Origin of the sequence: Kordia aestuariivivens (genome assembly GCF_014397005.1) — a bacterium.
Taxonomy (GTDB): domain Bacteria; phylum Bacteroidota; class Bacteroidia; order Flavobacteriales; family Flavobacteriaceae; genus Kordia; species Kordia aestuariivivens.
This window is the reverse complement of record NZ_JACGWS010000014.1, coordinates 86,683-106,421: the sequence shown is the minus strand read 5'-3', so window position 1 is coordinate 106,421 and position 19,739 is coordinate 86,683. Positions and strand designations below refer to the sequence as shown.

At 31.0% G+C, this 19,739-nt stretch carries 4 protein-coding genes; all 4 read left to right on the top strand.

Annotation, left to right across the window (positions count from 1 at the left end; all coding sequences use genetic code 11):
* Positions 1–3: 3 nt before the first annotated feature.
* The 4 genes from H2O64_RS19520 (at position 4) to H2O64_RS19505 (ending at position 19,714) form a co-directional block, all read left to right on the top strand.
* On the top strand, positions 4–870 hold the full coding sequence (locus H2O64_RS19520) for a hypothetical protein (RefSeq protein WP_187563911.1): 867 nt from the start codon (positions 4–6) through the stop codon (positions 868–870).
* Positions 871–958: 88 nt separating this feature from the next.
* A complete protein-coding gene (locus H2O64_RS19515; RefSeq protein WP_187563910.1) occupies positions 959–10,615 on the top strand; it encodes a non-ribosomal peptide synthetase in 9,657 nt (3,218 codons plus the stop codon).
* A 78-nt stretch (positions 10,616–10,693) separates the two neighbouring features.
* Positions 10,694–15,289, top strand: coding sequence for a non-ribosomal peptide synthetase (locus H2O64_RS19510; RefSeq protein WP_187563909.1), 4,596 nt, complete (start codon positions 10,694–10,696; stop codon positions 15,287–15,289).
* A gap of 183 nt (positions 15,290–15,472) precedes the next feature.
* On the top strand, positions 15,473–19,714 hold the full coding sequence (locus tag H2O64_RS19505) for a non-ribosomal peptide synthetase (protein ID WP_187563908.1): 4,242 nt from the start codon (positions 15,473–15,475) through the stop codon (positions 19,712–19,714).
* The last annotated feature ends 25 nt before the right edge of the window (positions 19,715–19,739 follow it).

Below are 19,739 nucleotides of genomic sequence, written 5' to 3'. Positions count from 1 at the left end.
AAAATGAAATTAATAGGAAAATCATATCCAAAAGATAACTTCAAAATTTTTGAAGATACACATATCCCAAATTTAGATATCATCAATGATATGTTTCTCGGGAAAGAAGATAGTGCCCCAGTATACATTGTGAGAAACTATATAGGTCATGATAGTTGCGAAAAACTCAAGAACAAATTTCATGAAATTATAGAGAAAACCAACGGCGGAAACAGGGCTTCAGATGATTTTGTTGAAGTTTCTCAAATTGGTGCAACCCAATTCCACAAAGAAACGAGAGCATTTTTTGATGAATGTATTCAGACAAAAGAAGCTGTTAATAATCTTGTAGATAGTATTTATGATTATGATGACTTAAATGACTTCATGTTAGAAACTTCTTTCAGAGAATATTTATTGCAAAAAGATACACACTTTGGTCCCGCATATCATAAAGGAAACTATTGTAATATGTTTACTGCGAGGTTGTGGAAAGATAAGAAAGAAGAAAAATTTGCATTAAATGCACATGAAGATTTAGCACAATTGCATTTTGCGAAAAGAGATAATTTTGAAATAAGCACTGTTAAGCATGTAGTAGCTTGTAACTTATGTGTAGAAAATACTGAAAACGCAAATTTATTACTGTGGAATCTTTTCCCCGATGAAGCTTGTAAAAAAGAACTAGGTATAGAGCTTACGGGCTATCCTTATCCGTTTTCAGCAATAAAAGACATCGATTGTTTGCATCTAGAAACGCAACCAGGAGATTTGTATTTTATCAATGCAAATTACATTCACGCAGTAGAAAAAAAACAAAAAGATAGTAGAATTACCATAGGACGTTTTTTGGGACGTTCTTCTCAAAATAGAGTTGTCTATTGGACATAATATATCATACTTTTTAGATACCAAACTCCAACATATCTAGTTTTTCCTACTTCCAATAAAACGACAAAAATTAATACAAAATTATTCTATGGATACTTTTAAATTTATTAAAGAAATTAACTCAAAGGGTATAACCATTGACATTGTAGATAATAATCTACATATTTCTGCATCTAAAGGTGTACTTAATGAGGAGATATTAAATGACATAAAAAAGCATAAAGAAGCAATATTAGCAATGCATCAAGCTAGTATTGACAATACAGAAGTTAAAGAATCTTATGCATTAACTCCTGCTCAAGAACGATTTTGGGTATTGTCAAAATTTGAAGGAGGAAATACAGCATACACAATTAACTCCTTACTTGAATTTAATGGAAAACTACGAATAGATCTTTTAACCAAAGCATTCAATATAATTATAGAAAGGCATGAGAGTTTACGAACTTTCTTTAAAGAAGATAAAAATAATGAAGTAAGGCAGCACATCATCCCTTTTAGTGAAATTAACTTTAACATTAATACATACAATATATCTGATGTTAAGGATGTTGAATCGGAAAAGGCACAAATTCTTACTACAGAAATAAATACACCGTTTGAACTAACGGAAGGCCCACTTTTAAGAGCAAGTCTGCTAAAAGTTTCTAAAGAAACACATATTTTATCTTTTAGCATGCATCATATTATAAGTGATGGATGGTCTATGGAAATACTAATTAAAGAAATAACGTATGTCTATAGTTGCCTTCTAAATAATGCTGCTATTGACCTTCAACCTTTAACAATTCAATATAAAGATTATACGGATTGGATTCATAAAAAAATAACGGATCTGAAGGATGAAGAATCTTTTTGGTTGCACAAATTCTCAGGAGAACTTCCTATTATAAACATCCCAACAAGTCAAAAAAGGCCTATTAAGAAAACATTTAATGGAAAAAGTATCGTGGATTTTTTCTCTGTTGAAACCACCAAAAAAATAAAGTCCTTTTCTAAAGAGAATGCTACCACACTCTTTACAACTTTAATGGCAGGGATTAATGGATTGCTTTATAGATATACTAACCAAAATGACATTATTATCGGGATTCCATCTTCAGGAAGAGAGCATCCCGATTTAAAAAATCAAATAGGTCTTTATATAAATACATTAGCAATAAGAACAAAATTTGAAAAAGACATAACGTTTAATCAATTATTAAAAATTCAAGAAAAAGAATTATTTGATGCCTATTCAAATCAAAATTATCCGTTTGATCGTTTAGTAAATAAAATTAATGTTGATCGCGATACGAGTAGATCTCCATTATTTGATATCATGGCAGTTATACATAATCAAGAGACGGTTATGGATACTACAAAAACCGAAGATACAAGTGTTAACAGCTATGATACTATAGATTCTAAAGTAAGTAAATTTGATCTTACCTTCTCGTTTATTGAACAAGAAGATACTTTATTGCTTGACATTGAGTATAACACTGATATTTTTAAAGAAAGTGTTATCCATAACTTAATGAATCACTTAGAAATGTTTCTGACTGCTGCAATCAATGAACCAGAAAAAGAGCTAGGCGCGATTGTATTTATTTCAGAAAACGAAAAAAATCTATTATTACATGAATATAATAATAGTACTGTAGCGTATCCTAAAGACGAAACCGTTGTCTCTTTATTTGAAAAACAAAGCAAAGCTACTCCAAACGAAATAGCGTTTGTTTTTAACTTAAAGACACCATATTCAAACTCATTAGAAAAAAGTTTTACTCCAATAAATGTTTCTTATAATGAACTAAATATTAGGGCAAATCAATTCTCAGACTTTTTACTTTCAAAGTATAAAATTAAAAAAAATGAATTGGTTGGTATTTTGTTAGAAAAATCGGAATGGTTAATTCCTGTATTATTAGGAACTTTAAAAATTGGCGCTGCGTATGTTCCAATTGATCCTAATTATCCGGAAGAAAAAGTACAGTACTTAACATCTTTTACAAATTGTCGAATAACAATTAACGATGCTATTCTGGAGGATTTTATAACAACCACTGGCAATTATAAAAAGAGCAATCCTGCTATTGAAATTACACCAGATCAATTAGTTCATGTTATGTTTACTTCTGGATCAACTGGAATGCCCAAAGGAGTAATGCTTACCCATAAAAACATAGTTGGTTTTTCTAAACCATGTTCTTATATGGAATTAAATAGCAACACAACAATTTTGTCAACGGTGTCTGTTGCTTTTGACACTACAAATATGGAGTTTTGGGCTGCTTTATTAAATCAATCCAAAATCATTCTAGTTAAAAAGAACGATTTACTTTCTCCTCAGGTTTTTAAACATATAGTAAGAAGTAATAAGGTGAATACCATGTTCTTAACGAGCTCTTGGTTTGAAAATTTAATAGATACTGATATTAGTATTTTTGAAGGAATCACACAATTTCTATCTGGCGGAGACATAGAATCGGTTAGGCATTTCAATTTGTTGAGGTCTCAATACCCTGATATGCAGATAATTCATGGTTATGGACCTTGTGAAGACACTACTTTTTCTACGACTTATAAAGTTACTAAAACACACTTAGACAGAATCCCTATTGGGAAACCTATGGACAATTCTCGTTCATATATTCTAAACGAGTACATGCAGTTACAACCTGTTGGAATTCCAGGAATTCTATACTTAGGCGGAATAGGAGTAAGTAAAGGGTATTATAAAAATGAAGAATTAACAAACCAACGATTTATAAAAAATCCTTTAAACAAAGAAGAAACACTTTATAATACTGGAGATTATGCAAAATGGACAGAAGAAGGTGATATTATTTTTATAGGTAGAATTGATAGACAAGTTAAAATAAGAGGGAAAATCATTGATACCAAAGACATTGAAAATACGCTTACTAAACAGGATCAAATTAATCAATCTGTTGTTGAAGTTAAAGTTTTAAAAAATGAAAAGAGAATCATTGCTTACGTAGCTGTTAATGAATCTTTTGATGTTAAAAAAATAAAAGAAACTTTAAAAAAGGAGTTGCCAATTCACATGATTCCTGAGATTTTTATAGAAATTCCAGCGCTTCCTTTAACTCGAAATGGAAAAACTGACAAAACGAAATTACCAATAGTAACAGAAGAGCACTTAAATAACGCAAATGAATACATTGCTCCTAAAACTAAAACACAAAAAGTCTTAGCTAACATTTGGGGAAGTGTATTAGCCATTGAAAAAGTTGGAATTAGCACTAATTTCTTTGATCTAGGCGGGCACTCTTTACTTGCTGTTAGAGTCATTTCTTTAGTTAGGAAAGACCTGAAAACAGAATTAGTGATCGATGATATTTTTGAACATCCGACAATAGAAGAATTATCGAAGTGTATCGATGCAAAAGAAGAAGGAGTTTTATTGCCTCAAATTGTATCCGAAAAGAGACCTGAAAATATACCATTATCATTCTCTCAAGAACGTTTATGGTTTATAGATAAACTGCAAGGAAGTATAAATTATCATATTCCTATTATTTTAAAACTTAACGGCACTTACAATGAGGCTGACTTGGAAAACAGTTTCAAGAAAATAATGCAACGTCATGAAGTGTTAAGAACTTTATTTTATGAACAAGAAGGAGCTGTTTATCAAAAAGTTGAATCTCAAGAACATTGGAAATTAAAAACGATTACAACTCAAAACCAAAACCTTAGCGATGTAATTGATGAAGAAATATGGACTGCTTTCGATTTATCCAGCGACTATCCATTACGTGCTACCTTACTTAAAAAAGCTGCTAATGAAAACATACTTATTATTGTGGGTCATCATATTGCTTTTGACGGTTGGTCCATGCCTATTTTTGTGAATGAACTCGTATTAAATTATGAATCTATTATCAAAAATGAAGAGGCTAGTTTGCCAAAACTACCCGTTCAATATGTGGATTATGCAATATGGCAAAAGAAGTACATTAATGGAAACATTCTAGCAAATGAAATTGAGTATTGGAAAGATAAACTGTCCGCTCTTTCTTTTTTAAATTTTCCATCAGATTTTCCTCGACCTTCCACTCAGAGTTTACAGGGAGAAAGTATAGATCATAGCATAGCATCTGATCTTACTAAAAAAATCAATGCAGTTTCAAAAAAAGAAGGAGTAACTCCATTTATAACGTTATTAACGGCATATAATATTCTACTATATAAATATTCGGGACAACCTGATATCTGTGTAGGTAGCCCGGTAGCCAATAGAGATCAAGTAGAAATAGAACCGCTGATCGGATTCTTTTTAAATACGCTTCCGCTGAGAAATTATGTTGATGGAGACTTGTCTTTTAAAGCATTACTCTCTGAAGTAAAAACAACTACGTTGCGCGCAATAGCACATCAAAAAGTTCCTTTCGAACAAATTGTACAAAAAGTGGTTAAAAACCGAGACCTTACAAAAACACCGTTGTTTCAAACCGTATTTATTTTACAAAATAATGTTCAAGCTGAATTAAAAGAAGTGAATGAACTTCAAATAGATACTTTATCCTTCAATCAAAAAACAACTAAATACGATATTACATTAAGCGTTACTGAAACTAATGGAGAAATGCTTATTGAAGCAACTTATAATACAGATTTATTCAAACGTGAAACCATAAAACAACTTCTTGAAAATTACGAATTACTTTTAGCAAGTATTGTTGATAATGTAGATGAAAAAATAGATAGTATTAGTATTTCTTCTTTAAATAAAGACAAATTATCTATACCTAAAAAGTATCCTTATCAGGTACCAACACAGGAAACCATTTTAGAAGCAATAAAAGAGAAAACCTTAAAACATCCTTCAAAACAAGCTTTAGTATATCAAACAGAAAGCCTAAGCTATCATCAATTAGATTTAAAATCGAATCAGATTGCAAATTACATATCAAAACAAGGAGTTAAAGAAAATGATATTGTTGCGATTAGCTTAGACAATCCACTTGAAATGATGCTGACTATTATTGGTATATTAAAAAGTGGTGCAGCATATTTGCCTTTAGACAGAAGATATCCAGAAGAAAGAACCAATTTTATTATTCAAAACAGTGATGTTAAACTAATTATTGCAGATAAAAATATAAAGCTATCGGAAAAAACAGAATCCGTTAAATGTGTATCACTAAAAAAAATAGAGGCAACTAGTAAATATGATGATCAAGAATTAAATGTAACAATCTCCAGAAAATCGTTAGCGTATGTAATTTACACTTCAGGATCTACAGGAACTCCTAAAGGCGTTAAAATATCTCATGAAAATTTAGTTGATTATTTCCAAGGATTTTTCTTAAACACCACTACAAAAAACTGCGAGACATTTGGTTTATTATCAACATTTGCAGGAGATTTATCTTATACAATTGTTTATGGTGCTTTAGTATCTGGAGGAACGCTGCATTTATTCTCGTATGATGATCTACTGAATCCTATAGCAATACACAATTACTTAAGTAAGAATAGTATAGACTGTATTAAAATGACACCATCTCATTGGAAAAGTCTAGAAACAGACAAACCATTGATACCCAAAAAACTAATAATTTTTGGTGGTGAAGAATTAACAGGAAACGAAATTGATAAAATTAAATCTCAAACAACTCAAGTAGCTATTATTAACCATTACGGACCTTCCGAAACAACAATTGGTAAAACATTGTACTTGGTAGATATTAACAAAACATATCATAAAGTTCCAATAGGAAAACCCTTCACAAATTCCGATATATATATTCTAGACAAGTCCAATAATAATGCAGGCATTGGAATGCCTGGAGAACTAAATATTGGTGGTTACGGAGTATCTTCTGGTTATTTGAATAACATAGAACAGAGTAAAGAAAAATTTGTTCCAAGCCCTTTTGATAAAAATAAAATCCTTTATAAAACAGGTGACCTTGCACGCTATTTACCAGATGGAAATATTGAGTTCGTGGGTAGAGTTGACCACCAAATAAAAATTAGAGGAAATCGTGTTGAGTTAAAAGAAATTGAAGCAGTATTACTTCAATCAGACTTTGTTGATGAAGTATTTTTAGATGTTAAAAAAGATCAAAATGCAACACCTCAAATAGTAGCATACATTGTTCCGAATGAAGGATTTGCTAAAAACTTAATTTATACCTATCTAAAAAGTAAACTACCAGATTATATGATTCCTTCATTTATCTGCGAAATTCCAGCAATTCCACTGACTCCAAACGGTAAAATAAATAGGCAAAAATTACCACTTCCTCTCAAAAAAGAAACCGCTGAAAATATAAAAACTGCGCCAAGAGATATTACAGAAACTCATGTAATGAATATATGGACAGAAATTTTAGGGAACCAACACATTGGAATACATCAAAATTTCTTTGAAATAGGAGGACATTCATTATTGGCTATGCAATTAATTTCTGCAATAAAACTAAAATTTAATTGTGAAATTCAAGTAAAAGATATATTCTATCTTCCTACAATAGCCGAATTATCTTCTAAAATAAAAACATTAAATAAATCAACATTAAGTCCGATAAAAAAATACGAAAGACCCGATTTTATCCCACTATCATTTACACAAAAACGTTTATGGTTTTTAGATAAAGTGGCCGGTAGTATAAATTATCACATTCCAATTATCATTAGGTTAAAAGGTAAAGTAGACAAATTGCTTTTAGAAAAATCAATTAATGCAATACTAAATCGCCATGAGGTATTAAGAACCGTTTACAAAGATAAAGATGGACTGCCATATCAAAAAGTTTTAGAAAAAGATACTTGGAAATTAGCACATACTCGTTTATCAAATAGTAGCAGTTCTATGACAGAACTGATTCAAAATCAAGTAAACACGCCTTTTAAATTAGCTGAAGAACATCCATTAAGAGGTCTTTTAATTCATACTCCTTCAGATGAATATGTTTTAAGTATAATTATTCATCATATTGCCTTTGATGGTTGGTCTAGATCAATTTTCATTAATGAATTGGTTCAAATATTTAACACGCTTAAAAAAGGAGAACAACTTAATTTTGAAGCATTACCTATTCAATATGCAGATTTTAGTATATGGGAAAATGAGCAGTTTGAAAATGGAAAACTAGCAGAAAGACTAGAATATTGGAAGAGGAAATTAGAAAGTGCAGCATCATTAGACCTCTTTTTAGACTACCCAAGAGGGGAAACTCAGAGTCAAAAAGGAAAACTATATCAATTTTATTTAGATGAAACTTTAAGCGAAAAACTGGAAGAACAAGCTAAGAAACATGATGCATCATTATTTATGTTGCTAATAGCGATCTTTAAAATATTACTTTATAAATATAGCGGACAAACAGATATATCCATTGGTACAGCAATTGCTAATAGAACGGCTAAAGAAGTAGAACCTTTAATAGGCTTTTTTGCGAATACCATCGTTTTAAGAAACAACCTTGACTTAAATATACCATTTGCTGAATTCCTGAAAAATGTAAAAGAAACTACTTTAGAAGCTTATGAAAATCAAGATGTTCCTTTTGAAAAAATAGTTAGCGAAGTTGCTGATAAACAAGTAACAAACAGAAATCCATTATTTGATGTAGGGTTTACATTGCAAAATAATCCGGTTGCAAAAAATACTGAACTAACGGATCTTTCCTTGTTAGAAGAAGACTATGAACATGACAGTGCAAAAGTTGACTTAACTGTAGGAGTCATACGAGTAGGTAAAGAATTAAATGTAGATTTTGAATATTGTTCTGATTTATTTAATGAAGAGACAATCAAAAAAATGGCGAATCACTTTAAAGCGTTGTTATCTATATTTACTGCTGATCCAAATAAGCTAATTGGCAATAGTTCTATCCTAGAAGCATCTGATAAAAATGAAATCCTTTCCCGATACAATACGTTAGAAATAAACCTTGATAAAAACGAAACGATATTGGATATATTTAGAAATCAAGCTAAATTAAATCCAAATCAGGCAGCTATTATTGTTTTAGACAAACAACTAATTACCTATAAAGAACTAGATGAAAAATCTAATCAATTCGCACATTATTTAGCTCATAAAGGTGTTAAAAAGGGAGACATGATTCCACTATTATTAGAAAACTCCTTTAGTATGATGGTTGGAATTATTGGTATTCTAAAATTAGGTGCTGTATATATTCCGTTGAGCATATCCAATTCAAAACACCTTACAGTAGCTATCTTAGAAAATGCAAATTCTAATCTAGTAATTAGTGAAACAAAATTCGATGATCTTTTTGAACAAAATGCTGCGTATAAGATCATTTTTATAGATTCAGATGCTGAGAAACTAAGCACATTTCCTATTGCTAATACCTCTGTTTCTATTCTTCCAGAAGATGCATCTCACATTATGTACAATTGGAAAAAAGGCAAACCTCATGGTGTCATATCAACACACAAGGCATTATATTCATTGCTAAACACCATGCACGATAACTATCCTTTAGAGTCATCGGATAGAATGCTTTTAAAAGGTGATCCTGCGGTAGATACAACAGTTTATGAACTATTTGGATGGATATTACCAGGATCGAGTTTAGTGATTCCAGCATCTCAAAAAGATCTGGATGTGCCTTCATTTTTAAACCTTGTAAGAGATACTAATATCACACATTTGCATGTTTCGACATGGTATCTATCTTTTCTAATGTCGTATTTAAGAACAATCATTGAAGATTCGCATCTGTCAAAACTAAAACATGTTGTACTATCAGACACTAACTTAGCACCTGATTTTATCAAACTATACAAACAACTAGGTTTAAAAGCGAAACTAATTTCGCTATATGGACATACTGAAACATTGATGCACTCAAGTCATAATTTGCATGATTTTTCAAATGAATCTGTAAAAAGTAATTCAATAGGAAAGCCATTTCAGGGAAACAATTTCTATATTTTAGATTCTAATTTAGCATTGGTTCCCGATGGAACAGTAGGCTATTTATATACTTCAGGGACACAATTGACAGACGGATACTTGAATAATTCTGAGTTTACTTCAGAAAAGTTTATTACGAATCCTTATGGAGATGAAAATCATAAACTTTTATACAAAACAGGCGATTTAGCTCGTTGGTCTGCGTCTGATGCCATAGAACTCGTTGGAAGAGAAGATTTAAAAGTAAAATATAGAGATTATAGAATCGATTTAGACGATATCGCATTCGCTTTAAAAAACCACAATTCAATAGCAGATGCTTCTGTATTTATAAAAAAGGATGAGAAAAACTCTGATAGCTTAATGGCATGTATATTGGCAAAAGAAACTTTTGATGAGGAAAGCATAAAGTCATATCTAAACGATATTATGCCAGCATATATGATACCTACTTCATTTGTGGAAGTAGAAGAATTCCCAATGGATACTAATGGAAACGTACACAGGAAAGTATTACAACAAAGAGTGAATAATTATGTGTTAAATAAAGAATATATAGCACCGAGCACCACTTTGGAAAAAACACTTGTTGCTATATGGGAAGAATTACTAGAAGTAGAGCAGGTAGGAATTACAGACGACTTTTTTGATTTGGGAGGTCGTTCTCTTTTAGTTATTAGTGTAATATCTAAAATAGAAGAAAAACTTAACATTCAACTTCCTTTCTTAACGCTATTCAACTATACAACTATTAAAAGTTTAGCGAATTATATTCAGTTATCAAGCTCTGAGCCTGAAGACGCAGAATCAGAATATGAAATTCTGGACATTTAGATCATAGCTTTAGAAAGCTAGCAATACTCCAATAAAATCTTAATAAAAGATAACTATCAAAATTTAAAATACAACCTTATGAATTCTGCAAATGATACCGTTTTAGAAATATTAACCAATGCCAAAAAGCTAGGTGTTGATGTCTTTCTTGAAGAAGATGGTTTGAAAGTGAAAATAGACAAAAGCAAAACTGTCGATCAGGATTTAATAAATATTTTAAAAAGCAATAAAAGCCTCATTGTGGATTTTTTGAAGGCAGAAAGCAAAAATTTTCAAGAAATAAGCAAAGGCATACAAAAAATAACAAAATACAATAGGGATGAAATTGGTAAAATTCCACTGACTTTTGCGCAAGAACAGCTATGGTTTGTTGATCAATTGCAAGGAAGCGCAAACTATCATTCGAGCAACGTATTTAATATAAAAGGAGGTTTGGATATCTCGCTTTTGGAAAAAACCATCCGAGCAATCATTGAACGTCACGAAGTTTTAAGAACTGTCATACGACAAGACGAAAACTTAGACACCTACCAATATGTTCTTAACAGTGACTTGTGGAAAATGAAATTTACCAAAGTCACGGAAAAAGGCAGCCTAAATGAAATCTTTAAAAATGATACAGCAGCTCCTTTTACACTAAAAGATGATTTCTTAATACGAGTTCATTTAGTAAAACTTGAAGAAAAGGAATATATGCTTCATATAGTAATGCATCATTTGGTATATGATGGATGGTCCATGCCAATTCTATTTACTGAATTGGTACAAATATATCACGCGCTTTCTCACGGACTTGTTCCTAATTTAGAAGAACTCCCAATTCAATATGCGGATTACTCCATATGGCTAAGAAAACGATATGATGAAACCTTCTTAAAAGAATCTTTAAACTTTTGGAAAAAACAACTACATAATTACAAAACCTTAGACTTCCCATTTGATTACCCTAGAAAGTCTATACAAAGCATAAATGGAGCAGTACATACAAGTAACATTGATACTGAACTAAAGACAAGTATTGATGAATTTGTGAAAGAAAAACAACTGACAACCTTTATGTTTATGACGAGTGTTCTAAACATTCTATTATACAAATACACGGATGAAAGTGACATCTGTATTGGAACACCTGTTGCCAATAGAGACCATAAAGAAACACAAAGTTTAATAGGTTATTTTGTAAACACACTTCCTTTACGTACAAAGCTAGATGAAAACTCTAATTTCTTTCAAATCATAGAAAGTGTCAAAGAGAACATTGTGCAGTCATTAAAATACAAAGAAGTTCCGTTTGAAAAAATTGTAGATACCGTAATCCAAAAAAGAGATTTAAGTAAAACGCCTATATTTCAAATTATGCTATCTGTTCAAAATGATCAGATCACTGGGGAATTAGCTAAAACTGAAGCAGCGAACGCAAACGCTAATGGGAATGCCAATGAAATTCAGATAGAAATAAAACCTTCAGAAGGTGTATTTGCAAAATTCGATTTGACATTTACTATTGAAAGCAGGGCAGATTCAATAGTTTTAGATATTGAATACTGTACTGATTTATTTGAAAGGGAAACTGTAGAAAGAATAGGCAAGTATTTTAGTCATCTAACTAAATTATTGCTAGAAACACCCGAACAACCCATACGCAATATAGAATTAATCACTGCTGACGATAAACAAAAACTTATCCATGATGTAAATACGATTGATGACGATTTTATCAAAAATGATACAGAGACGATTTTAGATTATTTTGATCGACAAGTAGCACAAAACCCAAATGCGCTTGCAGTTATTTCACCTGAAAAAAACGAAGAATTAACATATAAAGAACTGAATGATAAGGCTGATAAAATTGCCTATTATTTACAAGAATCATACAACATTCAAAAAGATGACTTAGTTGGGATCATGTTGGAGCGTTCTCCGTCGATGATTATATCTATTCTTGGAGTTTTGAAATCGGGCGCGGGATATCTTCCAATTGATCTAGATTATCCAGTAGATAGGAAAATGTTCATGATTGAAAACTCGAAAATAAAAAGTTTAATAATTTCTTCGGTAGATATCTTTGATGAAATTTTAGCGGCAGACCTAAATGTATTCATAATTGATAGTAAACTAGGTTTCATTCCAGCATATCCAGGTAAAAGTCTAAACAGCAGTAGTGATGATGGTTTAGCGTATACAATCTATACGTCAGGAACTTCTGGAGTGCCCAAAGGAGTAATGATTGAACACAAATCATTACTAAACCTTTGTACGTATCACACAAATCTTCATAACATAACAAAAGATGCTAGAGTAGCACTCTATCAAGGAACATCATTCGACGGATCGGTTTGGGAACTTTTTCCATACCTAATAGCGGGAGCACGTTTATATCCGATAGAAAGTAATGAAATCCGATTTGATATGCGGAAATTAGTTGAATTCATTGAAGAAAATGAAATCACACACATACACGTTCCTACTCAAATAGTATTGAATTTAATAGATCAAAACATTAGTCTTAAAAACACAATCGTAATGACTGGTGGGGAAGCGCTAAAAATACCAACAACGAATTCATTAAAAATTTACAATAACTACGGACCCACGGAAGGAACAGTTGTTTCTACGGATTATAAAGTAAGCCCTTACGATTTAGGAAGTATTCCAATTGGTAAACCGATATCTGGCGTGTCTACATACGTCTTAAATAAAAACAAACAACTACTACCACAAGGTTGTATAGGAGAATTATACATAGGAGGAAACGGAATTGCCAGAGGCTATCTTGGAAAAGAAGAACTGACAAATACAGTATTCCTAAAGGATAATTTTCTGAATAGGGGAAGCAAAATGTATAAAACAGGAGATTTGGTTAGGTTACGTAATGATGGAAATTTGGAGTTCAAAGGACGTGTGGACAGGCAAGTTAAAATCAGAGGATACAGAATAGAACTAAGTGAAATAGAAAATGTTTTAATGGAAATTGAAGCGATTTCTAATGCAATAGTTATTGACAAAGTTGAAAATCAAAACATATCTTTAGTCGCATACCTTGTGATAGATGGAGACTTTAATAAAAAAGAAATTATTAGATACCTAACGACTAAAGTTCCGGGTTATATGATCCCTAGTTTCATTGTCAAAATAGATGCATTACCTCTCAATGAAAATGGAAAAATTGATATCAAAAAATTACCAGATGTTGAAGGCAATAATACATTACGAGAAAACTACATAGCTCCTAGAAACCAGGTAGAAAAGGACATAACTGAAATTTGGGAGCAATTGCTTGGGTTAAAAAAGATTGGAATAAATGATGACTTCTTTGAACTTGGAGGATATTCTTTACTAATCACTAAAATGATTCCCCTATTCAAGAAGAAATTTAAAGAAGATGTTGAGGTAAAAACACTATTCAACTTTTCAACAATTGCGAAACTTGCAGATTATATTACGAATAAAGAAACGCTAAAAGATAAATTATTTAAAGTTCTTGATTTAGAAAAAGAAAGCAAATTAGATATTGATTTCTCAATGATTGATTCTTTAGAAAAATTCAAATTAGTTCCTGAACATATACTAATAACAGGCGCAACAGGTTTTATAGGAACCTATTTATTAAAAGATTTACTCATTAATACACAGGCAACGATATACTGTTTAGTAAGAGAAAAAGAAGGATTAGTCTGCAAGGAGAGAATACTTAACTCATTGAAAGATTATAATCTCTATGATGCTTCATTTGATGATAGAATTGTAGCTGTAAAAGGAGATCTTTCTAAAGCATATCTTGGCATAGAACTTAAAATGTACAATCAATTAAGCAAGAAAATTGATTATGTATACAATAGCGCAACCTATATGGATCATCATTCTCCATATAGCAAACTCAAAAACACCAATGTGTATGGAACTATCGAATTATTGAATTTTTCTCTAAAAAACAAATTAAAAAAAATCATCCACCTATCAAATCTTGGAAGATTCATTCCTCCACATCATGAAAATAAATTTTTCGAATGGAGCTCTAGAGAATATGAAATTCATCATGAATTTAATGGATATGGAGCTAGTAAATGTGTAGGAGAAATAATGATGAAAAAATCGCTAGATGCGGGAATGCCAATTCAAATCTATAGAATTGGACTAACCACAGGAGATTTAATTACAGGTAAAATACCAAAATCTCAATGGTTCACAAAACTTCTCAAATCGTGTTATGAACTAGGTGCGTATACATCCGAATATATGGCGCCAATAACGCCTATAGACTTTGTAAGTGAGGTTATTACTAAATTATCTCTTCAAAATGATTTGGAACAAAACATATTTCATTTAAACAACAATCGTTTGGTGTCATTAAAGCGAATTTTTGATAATTCTGTTGGATTAGATAAAAAAATTGAAAACCTAACCTTACAACAGCTGTTAATGAAATTTTTAGAAGATTCTGACAAACTACATTTACCAATCTTATCATTTATCGACTTTAACTCTCCCGAATTAATAAATGCATTAGAAGGAAATCACCCTGTAAGAGAAGATGGAATCGAAGATGATATGACTCACAATTCAAACGAATTGACGATGAGGATTGTTAAAGAAAAATTAGGGCTAGAATTCCCTGATATGAAAGACTATGTGAAGCACTATGTACGTAGCGCAGTTAACGACTACAACTAAAAATAATATAACTGTTATAACTACCAAAAAAGCCACAGTAAATGCTGGTTTTCAGCATATTCGTTGAAAACATACCGAAGAATCACTTCCTGATAAATTATTAGCTATTGTAAGGTTAAAGGAATTGAAGCTGAAAGGCTATCGAGTGAAAAAATAATTGCCAAAATTTAAAAATACTACCTTATGACTTCTGCAAATGATACCGTTTTAGAATTACTAACCAACGCCAAAAAACAAGGTGTTGATGTTTTTCTCAACGAAAATGATCTGAAAGTAAAAATTGATAAAAATAAAACTGTCGATCAAGATTTAATAAATAATTTAAAAACCAATAAAACACGTATTGTAGATTTTTTGAAGGCAGAAAACAAAAACTTTCAAGAAATAAATAAAGGAGTACAAAAAATACCAAAATACAATAAAGATGAAATAGGTAAAATTCCACTGTCGTTTGCACAAGAACAACTATGGTTGGTTGATCAAATGCAAGGAAGCGTAAACTATCACTCCAGCAATGTATTCAGTATAAAAGGAAATTTGAATATAACAATCTTAGAAAAAACCATCCGAGCAATCATTGAACGTCACGAAGTTTTAAGAACAGTGATAAAACAAGATGAAAACTTAGATGCTTACCAATACGTTCTTAAAAGTGATTTGTGGAAAATGAAATTTACAGAAATCACTGAAAAAGGCGGCCTAAATGAAATTTTCAAAAATGATACAGCAATTCCTTTCATACTAAAAGACGATTTCTTAATAAGAATTCATTTAGTAAAACTTGAAGAAAAGGAATATATGCTTCATATCGTGATGCACCATTTGGTGTATGACGGATGGTCAATGCCAATTTTCTTTGCTGAATTGGGCGAAATTTATCACGCACTTTCTCACGGAATTATGCCTAACCTAGAAGAGTTGCCAATTCAATATGCGGATTATGCGATATGGCTACGAAAATTGTATGATGAGGCCTTTTTACAAGAATCTTTAAATTTTTGGAAAAAACAACTGCACAATTACAAAACCTTAGAATTCCCGCTTGATTATCCTCGAAAGTCGATACAAAGTATTAAAGGCGCATTATATTCTAATAGCATTGATGGTGAACTAAAAACAAGGATAGATAAATTTTTGAAAGAAAAGCAAATCACAACCTTTATGTTTATGACGAGTGTTTTGAATATTCTATTATACAAATACACTGATGAAAACGATATATGTATTGGCACACCAGTTGCCAATAGAGACTTTAAAGAAATACAAGGGCTAATAGGCTATTTTGTAAATACACTTCCTTTACGTACAAAACTAGATGAGAAAGCTAACTTTTTTCAAATTATAGAGAATGTTAAAGAAAATATTATTCAAGCATTAAAATATAAAGAAGTTCCATTTGAAAAAATTGTAGATACTGTAATTCAAAAAAGAGACTTAAGTAAAAGCCCTATATTTCAAATCATGTTATCTGTTCAAAATGATCAGACCAATAAAAAATCAGCGAATAATGATTTTAATGAAATTCAGATAGAAATTCAAACTTCTGAAGGTGTATTTACAAAATTTGATTTAACGTTTACGATAGTTAATACGGTAGATTCAATCGTTTTAGATATTGAGTATTGTACTGATTTATTTGAAAAAGAAGCCATAGAAAGAATAAGCAAGTATTTTATTCACTTAATTAAACTATTATTAAATGCACCTGAGCAAAGCATAAACGATTTAGACCTAATCACTACTGCTGATAAACAAAAACTTATTTATGATGTAAATACGATTGATGATCATTTTATCAAAAACGATACGGAAACCATTTTAGACTATTTCGATCAGCAAGTTGCATCAAACCCAAACGCTATTGCGGTTATATCATCTGAAAAAAATGAAAAGTTAACATATAAAGAGCTGAATGACAAAGCAAACAAACTAGCTCACTATTTAAAAGAATCATACAACATTCAACAAGATGATTTAGTGGGTATAATGCTTGAGCGTTCTTCACTTATGATTGTAGCTATTTTAGGAATTTTGAAATCTGGTGCAGGATATCTTCCAATTGACTTAGAATATCCAGTAGATAGGAAAATGTTCATGATTGAAAATTCTAAAATAAAAAGTCTAATCATTTCTTCTAAAGATATTTTTGATGAAATTTTAGCGGCAAATATTAATGTTTTTACAATTGATTCTAAATTAGATGCTATTTCTGAATACTCAGGTGATAAAAGTTTAAACAATAGTCATCATGACAGTCTAGCATATACGATCTATACTTCAGGAACTTCCGGGATGCCCAAAGGAGTTATGATTGAACATAAATCATTAGTAAACCTTTGTCTGTACCATAAGGAATTTTATAAAGTAACAAATGATTCCAGAGTTGCATTATATCATGGAACATCATTCGATGGATCTGTTTGGGAACTTTTTCCATACTTAATAGCTGGAGCTCGTTTGTATCCGATAGAAAGTAATGATATCCGATTTGATATGAGGAAATTGGCTGAATTTATTGAAGAAAATGAAATCACCCACATACATGTTCCTACCCAGATAGTACTGAATTTAATAGACCAAGACATTAGTCTTAAAAACACAATCGTAATGACTGGTGGAGAAGCTTTAAAAATTCCAAAAGCCAATTCATTAAAAATTTATAATAACTACGGGCCTACGGAAGGAACCGTTGTTTCTACGGATTATAAAGTAAGTCCTTATGACTTAGGAAGTATTCCAATAGGTAAACCAATAGGAGGAGTATCTGCATACGTCTTAAACAAAAATAAACAACTACTACCACAAGGTTGCATTGGAGAGTTATACATAGGAGGAAACGGAATCGCCAGAGGGTATCTTGGAAAAGAAGAGCTTACAAATAAAGTATTCCTTGACGATGATTTTTTGAATAGGGGAAGTAAAATGTATAAAACAGGCGATTTAGTAAGGCTAGGAAATGATGGAAATTTTGAATTCAAAGGTCGTGTTGATAGGCAGGTTAAAATCAGAGGATATAGAATAGAACTAAGTGAAATAGAAAGTGTTTTAATGGAAATTGAAGCGGTTTCTAATGCAATTGTTATTGACAAAGTTAAAAATGAAGATGTACAATTAGTCGCGTATCTTGTAATAGAAGGTGATTTTGATAAAAAAGAAATCATTAAATATATGACGGCGAAAGTTCCTAAGTATATGATTCCTGGTTCCATTGTTAAAATAGATACAATGCCTCTTAATGAAAACGGAAAAATTGATTTCAAAAAATTACTAGATATTGAAAACAACAATACCGTAAAAGAAAATTATACAACTCCTAAAAACCAAATAGAGAAAGGTGTAACTGAAATTTGGGAGAAATTGCTTGGCGTAGAAAAAATTGGAATAAATGATGACTTTTTTGACTTAGGAGGACATTCGCTTACAGCAACTAAAATGATAGCACTCATTGAACGTGAATTTGATTTTCAATTACCTATTTCAATACTTTTTGAACATCCATCGATAAAAAAAATAGCAGATGTTATCCGATCAAAAAATGAAAGTAATGAAGCCAAAATATTAGTGCCAATACATACAGAAGGAACTAAAACTCCTATATTTTGTGCTCCTCCAGGTGGTGGAAATGTTTTAATTTATAATGACTTATCAAAAGAATTGGGCTCAGAACAACCTTTATATGCTTTCCAATCTTCTGGAATAGATATGAAATCTGAAATTTTAGAATCCATAGAAGAAATGGCAACATTATTCATCAAAGAAATGCAAAAAATTGATGCTGAAGGACCATACACTCTTCTTGGATATTCATTTGGTGGAAAAATCATTTATGAAATGGCTCTGCAATTAATACGTGAAGGATTTAAAGTTAACAACCTGATTATTCTGGATGCATTAGCTCCAGATAAAGTTGTAAAAGACTATAAAAGCGTGCTTCCTTCAAGTTATATGAAATGGGTATTATATTTCAAAGACTTGTACAATTTAAAATTAAATGATCAAAACTTAAAAATGGATTTGAGTTACTCAGATCTTATAAACAAATCTGAAAATGCACAATTAAAAGTATTTCATGATAAGTTAATTGAACTCGGTGAACCTTTTACATTTGAGCAAATAAAATCTTTTATCAATGTCTATATATCAAACTCTCAAATAAAATATCTTCCTGAAATTAAAGACATTCCAAACCTTTCTATAATATTATTTAAGGCACTAAAAGTGGAATCCGCTTTTTCAATAGATCAACTAGAAGAAAGAAAGAAATTCTTTGGAGAAATAGTAGATCAAGACGATTTAGGTTGGAACGATTTTACAAGTACAGCAGTTAAAGCCTTCGATGTAGATTGTTCTCATATTGATATGATAGGACTTCCACACATTGCTGAAATAGCTGAAGAAATAAATAAACACTTAGGATACAATTAAAAAAACACGCATAGCGAAAACCTTT